The 6,824-nt window shown below is 45.3% G+C and carries 9 protein-coding genes; 2 read left to right on the top strand and 7 right to left on the bottom strand.

Annotated features, from left to right (window positions below; all coding sequences use genetic code 11):
- Positions 1-277: 277 nt before the first annotated feature.
- Positions 278-982: an HAD family hydrolase gene (locus QXV08_RS07185; RefSeq protein ID WP_342785478.1), complete on the top strand. Its 705-nt coding sequence runs from the start codon at positions 278-280 to the stop codon at positions 980-982.
- A 240-nt stretch (positions 983-1,222) separates the two neighbouring features.
- Here the strand turns inward: QXV08_RS07185 and QXV08_RS07180 are convergent, their stop codons facing one another.
- Positions 1,223-1,390: a hypothetical protein gene (locus QXV08_RS07180; protein ID WP_342785476.1), complete on the bottom strand. Its 168-nt coding sequence runs from the start codon at positions 1,388-1,390 to the stop codon at positions 1,223-1,225.
- A gap of 184 nt (positions 1,391-1,574) precedes the next feature.
- On the opposite strand from QXV08_RS07180, the gene QXV08_RS07175 reads away from it, so the two are divergent.
- Positions 1,575-1,883, top strand: coding sequence for a hypothetical protein (locus tag QXV08_RS07175; RefSeq protein WP_342788157.1), 309 nt, complete (start codon positions 1,575-1,577; stop codon positions 1,881-1,883).
- Positions 1,884-1,895: 12 nt separating this feature from the next.
- Here the strand turns inward: QXV08_RS07175 and QXV08_RS07170 are convergent, their stop codons facing one another.
- The 6 genes from QXV08_RS07170 to QXV08_RS07145 all read right to left on the bottom strand — a co-directional run bounded on the left by QXV08_RS07170 (position 1,896) and on the right by QXV08_RS07145 (position 6,818).
- Entirely contained in the window at positions 1,896-2,864 is a 969-nt protein-coding gene (locus tag QXV08_RS07170; RefSeq protein WP_404991077.1) for a glycosyl transferase family 4, read from the bottom strand.
- A 39-nt stretch (positions 2,865-2,903) separates the two neighbouring features.
- Positions 2,904-3,614, bottom strand: a complete 711-nt coding sequence (locus QXV08_RS07165; RefSeq protein ID WP_342785470.1) for an ERCC4 domain-containing protein — start codon at positions 3,612-3,614, stop codon at positions 2,904-2,906.
- 30 nt (positions 3,615-3,644) lie between these two features.
- Positions 3,645-4,508: an NAD(P)-binding domain-containing protein gene (locus QXV08_RS07160; protein ID WP_342785468.1), complete on the bottom strand. Its 864-nt coding sequence runs from the start codon at positions 4,506-4,508 to the stop codon at positions 3,645-3,647.
- Between the two features lie 574 nt (positions 4,509-5,082).
- Positions 5,083-5,580, bottom strand: a complete 498-nt coding sequence (locus QXV08_RS07155) for a hypothetical protein (RefSeq protein WP_342785466.1) — start codon at positions 5,578-5,580, stop codon at positions 5,083-5,085.
- A 129-nt stretch (positions 5,581-5,709) separates the two neighbouring features.
- Complete coding sequence (locus QXV08_RS07150; protein ID WP_342785464.1) at positions 5,710-6,543, bottom strand: XdhC/CoxI family protein; 834 nt, start codon at positions 6,541-6,543, stop codon at positions 5,710-5,712.
- Complete coding sequence (locus QXV08_RS07145; protein WP_014767629.1) at positions 6,540-6,818, bottom strand: hypothetical protein; 279 nt, start codon at positions 6,816-6,818, stop codon at positions 6,540-6,542. Before QXV08_RS07145 ends, QXV08_RS07150 begins: the two co-directional genes overlap by 4 nt.
- Positions 6,819-6,824: the final 6 nt, after the last annotated feature.

The following is a 6,824-nucleotide window of genomic DNA, read 5'->3' as shown; positions in this document are numbered from 1 at the left end:
GGATAGGGGTAACGGGCCGGAGACCCGGCCCGGGGCTAAACCGGGCAGGAGAGCCCGGGTATGCAGCCCCAAACTAATGAACCGCCCAAGAGGGAACCCTCGCCCTTTAGGGCGGGGAGGAGGTCAGATGGTTGCATGAATAATACCTCGACACGGCTTCCATCAGTCGAGGAATGCAAGACCAGATAATCGCTCTGGGTGGATGCATTAATACTGATCGGTACCAAAGGTTAATTTAGGATACATCAGTAGCTTCAGTGATGGAGGGGTAGCGTGCATGCACGTGGTTAAGCTAGTATCATTCGACCTATGGGACACACTTATATTTGATGAAGGTATGGAACCTGAGTCATATACCTTGAAAAGGCTTGAGGCAATCTGGAAAAGTATTCCAAGCGATAAAAAACCAGGGTTTAACAACGTACTCGAGGCATACAGGATTGTTAAACATGTCAAGGGGTTTATCAAGCCAGAGGACTTCGTCAAGGCTATCCTACTTGTACTCGGACTCGATATAGGTGGGCAAGTAGTGAGACAAGCTGTTGACGCATACGAGGAGGCCTCTGGAAGCTACACGCCCCGAGTAGACCCGGATGCTGGAGACGTGTTGAAGACCTTGAAGGAGAATGGATTGAAAACAATGATTGTAAGCGATACCAGTTTCTCCGGTACATCGGTTAAGAAGATGCTCTCCAATATCGGGCTAAGCGAATATGTGGACCTGGTTATCACGTCAGCTGATACAGGGTTCTCAAAGCCTGATCCCAGGATATTTAAAGTAGGCCTTGAGAAGCTTGGTGTAAACCCTTGGGAGGCCATACATGTTGGTGACTCCTGTAGCAGGGATGTCATAGGTGCATTGCTCACTGGTTTGAGACCCGTGTTACTGGCTAGACGGATGGAATCGGTTGAAAACTGTAGGAAGACAGGGGTCAGCGTGATTAGTAGATTAAAAGAGTTAACGGGTCTAATTAGGTTTTAAGCTCTAACCTCCTCCCTGCCTTGAAGGATGAGGCTTTCAGTTGTAACAATGTTACCCGGCCTTATTTTTTGATACATGTCTTTGTTTAGCCTCAATATATCTAAGACGTGGTGTAGTGTTTTTCCTATAGTTTCTCAACTATACCACCAAGCATATATCTTCAGCTATCCCGGTCTTAGTCTTAATTCATTCACTCGTATTTACACCACGTGTACACATGTATATACTCTGGATCACCATCTAGTATAGGCCCAGCATCTTGAGTATCTCACTGGATGTTTTCTCATCGATTGCATCTATATATGTGTCTATCACTGAGAGAGCGCACTCAATACTACTACACCTCTCTATACTGCTCCTGATCCTGCGTAGTACAGCCGCTACGTAGATCTTTATCTCGGGACTCATGGATCTCCCTCAACACGGTTTAAGAATATGAGGTTTATAAGTAGAGAGGACACCGAAAGTGCGAGGTTTGAATAGTGGATCACTGAAACTGCAGGGGCCCGTACTCCGCTAAGGTGAGGAAGGCCTCATCTCTAGTTTCCATGAAGGAAAAATTTATAATTTCTAATTTCTAAAATAGAAATTGGTGTCAACCATGAACCCCGGGAAATACACAAGTCTAAGACTAATAGAGAAGCTGGCATTCAGTATAGCGAAAATACTTACGGGTAAAAAACCAAGCCAGGGCAAGATACATCTTGCTGAAATGTATTGTGGAAACATTATGGATGAGATCAAGGAGCTGGCCGAAATAATAGACACCTATAGAAGATGCCCGTTCTGCAACTATACTCCTGGTCCAAGATGCTGGAGGCATGCCTTATACATCCACTTAATTAGAAGCCACTTCCTCGACCTAGAGGAGCTGGCAAGCACCTGTGGCTCAGATGTATAGATAGTAATCCACCTACATTACTATGAGGGCTGAGACACCTATCACTGCTTGTATCAGGGCTGTAAATAATACCACATCGGTTTCCCTGGCACACCCCTTCAACTTTTTCATGATTATCAATGCTACATGTGTTAGACTGTAAGCTCTGCTATACGGGGGATCAAGGCATCCCTCGCTACTGGGTCTCCCGAAGTTCTCCTTGTAGACACCGTGTATAAGCCCCCTTAGAAACAAGGCTAACTCAATAAAGTAGGGTGTAAATATTATCAGCCCGAATTTCTCGAAGTTACCGTATATTACCACCGAGGCGTAGAATGCCCCGAAACCATAGGTGAATGTATTCCCAGGGAAAACCTTTGCCGGGTACCAGTTATACCTTAGGAACACTATTACAGGCACGATCATTACCAGTAGAAGCGGTATAACAACCCAGATACCCTTCTTCAAGGCGAACAGGAGGCTCACTAATGAGATCACGAGAGCCTGCGACGCCTCCAACCCGTTATATCCAGCTATCATATTGAACGCATTACTAGCCCCCATGACTCCAACGGGAATTACTACCAACGGGTAGAGCAAGCCTAGGTCTAGGACGCCTATTAAGGGAAGCTCTATCGTAGAGTACCCGGCTTTCACCACCATTAATGGAAACGCTATTGGGATAGTTAGTAATACTCTTTTAACCTGGCTTAAACCCTTCTTCCACCCTAATAAATCATCCATCAAGCCTAGGAGACCTGCTAGTAAGAGTACCTGTGATACAGCAAGATAGGTGACAACCCCGGAATCACCATGGACATAGGTGCTCAACGCCATGAAGGACAGGATCCCGAAGACGGCTCCCAGAAGAACCCATATACCACCCGCTTCAACAGCATAGTGTTCCCCAGGCTTATTCATATCCCTGCCCTTGAGACCCAGTCTTAAACCTGTTCTAACCCACCATTCAAGCAGTATGCTAGTGGTCGCTGCGGCCACCAAGCTGGGTATTAGATAGCTTAAAACATCATCTATCACTCTTTACTCAACCCCGTCCTCATTACTACTCCAAGGCGTGTTGAATAATAAGTATATCTCTTCAGCCCGTTTCTCGCCAATGCCTTCAACACTGAGTAACTCATGCTTCGATGCATTGGCAAGGTTCTTAAGGGTCTTAAACCTTGCTAGGAGCTTCCTAGCAAGCACAGGCCCTATAATGCTCTCAGCTACATAGAGTATCCTCTCCTGTATATCCATGGGCTTCTTCTCAACCCTCATCCTATAGATACGCTTCTCCTCTGTTCTACCCAGGCTCTTAGCCTTAGATATAATCCACGCAATAGTGGCATCCTTACCCGGTGTGTTAAGCACAGGAATCCCCATTTCAAATATCAGGGTATCCAGCACTCTCAGGATGCTCTGAATCTTCCAGCCCCTATACTTCTCCAAGGTACCCAGGTACCCCTCTAGTAATATAAGGGGTTGATGCCCATCTCTGCGTGCCTCCTCGAGCAGTAACTTGCTCTGCTCCCATATCCTGTTATCCCTTATACTGTTAGCTAGATCATCAACAGTCTTCCTCTCAACCAGTATTGAGCGCTTGCCTTCTGGAGCCATTATCAGGAAGTCTCCAACAGGTAGCTCTCTTACAGCAGTCTTTAATCCCTCCCTTGTAAACGCTTCCCTGAACTCTGGGTGCTTACTATCCTCCCGAGAGTCTATTATAACATCTACAGGAACTAGAAGCTTCATTTCCACACTTAATACCCCATGCCTCTGACTCTAGGTTTTCCTTCTATAGTATAATACAGCCCTTGGATAGTCTTCACCAGGTACATCCCTGGCTACTAGAGAGTAAAAGTTCGAGGCTGCCTGAGAAAGTAGTGGCGTATATCCTTTCAGCATAAGGGTGTAAGAGATAACCCTGTAATCCTTTGCGGCCCCACTGATAGTGAACCTGGGTGTCGAAACAGGCATGTTAATCCTAGCAAGATATCTTCTAACCATGTTTCCAAACCATAGATTTCCGGCTATCTCACTAAATATTTCCTGGTCAACACCATACGAGTCTAAGAGGGCCAGGGATTCTGCTAGTACAGCCGGCATTACGAGACCTATATTATTCAACGCCAGTTTTAAAGCCATGGCCTTAGGGATCCCGCCAACCCAGTATACTTTACTAGAGTAGAGTAGTACTATCTCCTTGACCTTGCCCTCTATCACTGGATCCCCTGCGAGCATTGTGACAAGGTTACATGCTGAGGCTTCATCTGTGCTTCCGTAGACAGGTGCTTCAACGTATATGCCTCCATGATCTCTAACCATCCTATACAACATTAAACTAGTCTCCGGGCTTATGGTTGAAGAATTTATTAGAATACCCGCCCTACCTAACAAGTTCTTCTCTATAAGCGTGTAAACGAAGTTTATGACGGCTTGGTCGTCAAACAAGAAGATCACTGATGCATCAACGTTACCCGTTAAATCTAGATCCTCAATGACTCCGCATTTAACAGTGGAGCAAAGGGATCTAGCCTTCTCAACGTTTCTATTGTAGACAAATACCTCAACACCACGGGAAACCAGGCATCTAACCAGTGAAGAACCCATTAAACCAGCTCCAGCAACAAGGATCCTGTAAACCATAAATAGATCCCACCTATATCTATGAAGTAGTAGTTAAACAGTTTATAATAGTTCAGGTTAACGTTCTCCACTGCTGTGACCTCTAGTTGTGAGACATTCTTATCACCACGAGGTCAAGAACCTGTTCCTAGAGAACCCAGATGTTTTAGATAGATTAAGCTCTTCTGGAGTAGAAGTGGAAATAGAAAGCATGAAAACTATAACTGGAAGGTGAGTACCTTTAGAAGCAGAGTCATAGAGAGAATAGCACTAAAAGGAATTCAGAAGTAATCAAAAGTATTCAAATATACCATCAGGTCGGAAACAGCCTTAAAGATATATACTTCGTATCCCACACATAACACCTGCTGTAGACAAACTTATAAACTACAGTATACAAGGATTAATGCAGAAACCGCCCACCCAGCATCTAGCTGGCACCTTTTGCTAGCGTCTCTAACTCTTCTTGTCGTTGGGCACCCGCTAGGTTGAGCCGGGTGGAAGCGGGTGTGATGAACCGCCTACCATAATTTTTAGTTGCTTTTCATTATTTTTAATTACATGAAAGGCGGGGAACGCTATTAACAAGGCTTATTCACGGGTTTGATGCAAGTATTAGGAATAATACGGCAAGTGTAACCATTAGTCCCGGCTTCTCCCTCCAGTCTCTGCATCCTATTAAGCCGTTGAATCCACCGAGTTCTCTCAACGGTACACCGGTTTTAGCCATGAAGTATGAGAGTAGCATGGCTAACTCTCCGAGGCGATCTCTTGCGTTTTCACTGTATGCCCGTATCTCATATATCACTGCTAAAAGCCTCTCCAGTGCCTTGTAGTCGAAGTCTACATCCCATAGTGTTAACTCTAGTTTCTCACCAAGCCTCTCGGCAAGCCCGGGCACATACTCCAAGGGAGCTATTGCCTCCAGGTATTCATTGAAGAGTTTAATGAATCCTGTTAACGCGTGTTCCTCACCTGTCTGCTTATAGAGACTAGCCATTACAACAATATCGTTTATAACATTGCGTATTCTCTCCTCAGGTCCCTGGAATATGATCTCCTGAAATGTATTCAACCCGAGCATAGTCTCCATGAATGACTCCCTGTGTAATTAATGCTTTATCGGAAGGGTTTTAAGAAGGGTGGCCTCGTTGAAAAGGGTTTATAAATTTTTAGGTTGAATCCTTGAGCCTGCTTGAATCACTATGTCTTTGAAGCCAGCCTACTTATCAAGGATGCTGAGCGATGGCACCGGTTTTCTGCATGATTTCAATACACATATTATTTCAGACCATATGCTTACAGCTATCTCTTCAGGTGTCTCGGCCTCTATATTTAGCCCGGCTGGCATATGGATCCTCTCACTGAAACTGCTCACATCAACTCCCTCGGATACGAGTCTATCAAACATCCATTTAGCTCTGTTCCTGCTACAGAGAACCCATATATGTCCCTTGAACCCGTTTGATACAAGGTGTTTGAGTACCTGGTAGTCTGTTTCAACCTCGCCGAAAGCTATTACTGCTATATCATTCTCTGTGAACTCTATTGTCTTCAACTCATCGATAATGCTTCCAGATTTAACCACCTCTGCATAGGGATATCTATCCCTGCTAGCTAACCCCGGATCCTTGTCGACAACGACTATCCTGTATCCCAATATATTGCCTATATCCGCTATAGGCTTCCCGACGTGGCCGGCACCCACCAGTATTAGACGGGGCTTGGGCTTCAACACGTTGATGAACACCTCCACTACTCCACCACACAGCATGTTCGTAGGCACTGCGTCAGGCGGTATATTCTCCCTCCTGAGAGCCATTTTAACGCGTCTAGGCTTGCCCTCCTTCAAGGCTGATAATGACTCCTTTATAACAAAGGCCTCGAATTCCCCGCCCCCAATTGTACCATACTTCAAGCCATCAATGGTTACAATCATTAGCGAACCCAGTCCACGGGGCCCGCTGCCCTCCTTATTAACGAGTGTGACCAATGCTACAGGTCTCCCCCTGTCCAACTCCTCAACAACCTTAAACAGTATATCCCTATTATTCACTTCGCATCCTCCTCTATAACTCTTAATCCATTGCTCTGAAGCATCCTTTTAACAAAGCCTCTATCACTGGATGATAGCTCCTTGGATAGCTTTATTATGACTGAGAAACCGCCTTGCCCCAGTATAGGCGTGCCCTCGAAGAAGAAGACTGGGTTGTACCCGTGTTTTAGTAGCAGGGGGTTTAATACGTCTAATATAGCTCTTATATCCCAGTAATTAAATGCCTCCTGAATCACTATTTGTGTATTAGAAATCCTAGCTATCAATGCTCTCACTCAATC

This window comes from Desulfurococcus sp. (genome assembly GCF_038881575.1).
GTDB lineage: Archaea > Thermoproteota > Thermoprotei_A > Sulfolobales > Desulfurococcaceae > Desulfurococcus.
This window is presented reverse-complemented; position numbering and strand designations above follow the sequence as displayed.

What these genes read in the sequence shown, in the direction of transcription:
- QXV08_RS07160 (WP_342785468.1), bottom strand. Translation starts at nt 4,508, where the DNA reads ATGGTTTACAGGATCCTTGTTGCTGGAGCTGGTTTAATGGGTTCTTCA.
- QXV08_RS07185 (WP_342785478.1), top strand. Translation starts at nt 278, where the DNA reads ATGCACGTGGTTAAGCTAGTATCATTCGACCTATGGGACACACTTATA.
- QXV08_RS07155 (WP_342785466.1), bottom strand. Translation starts at nt 5,580, where the DNA reads ATGGAGACTATGCTCGGGTTGAATACATTTCAGGAGATCATATTCCAG.
- QXV08_RS07180 (WP_342785476.1), bottom strand. Translation starts at nt 1,390, where the DNA reads ATGAGTCCCGAGATAAAGATCTACGTAGCGGCTGTACTACGCAGGATC.
- QXV08_RS07165 (WP_342785470.1), bottom strand. Translation starts at nt 3,614, where the DNA reads ATGAAGCTTCTAGTTCCTGTAGATGTTATAATAGACTCTCGGGAGGAT.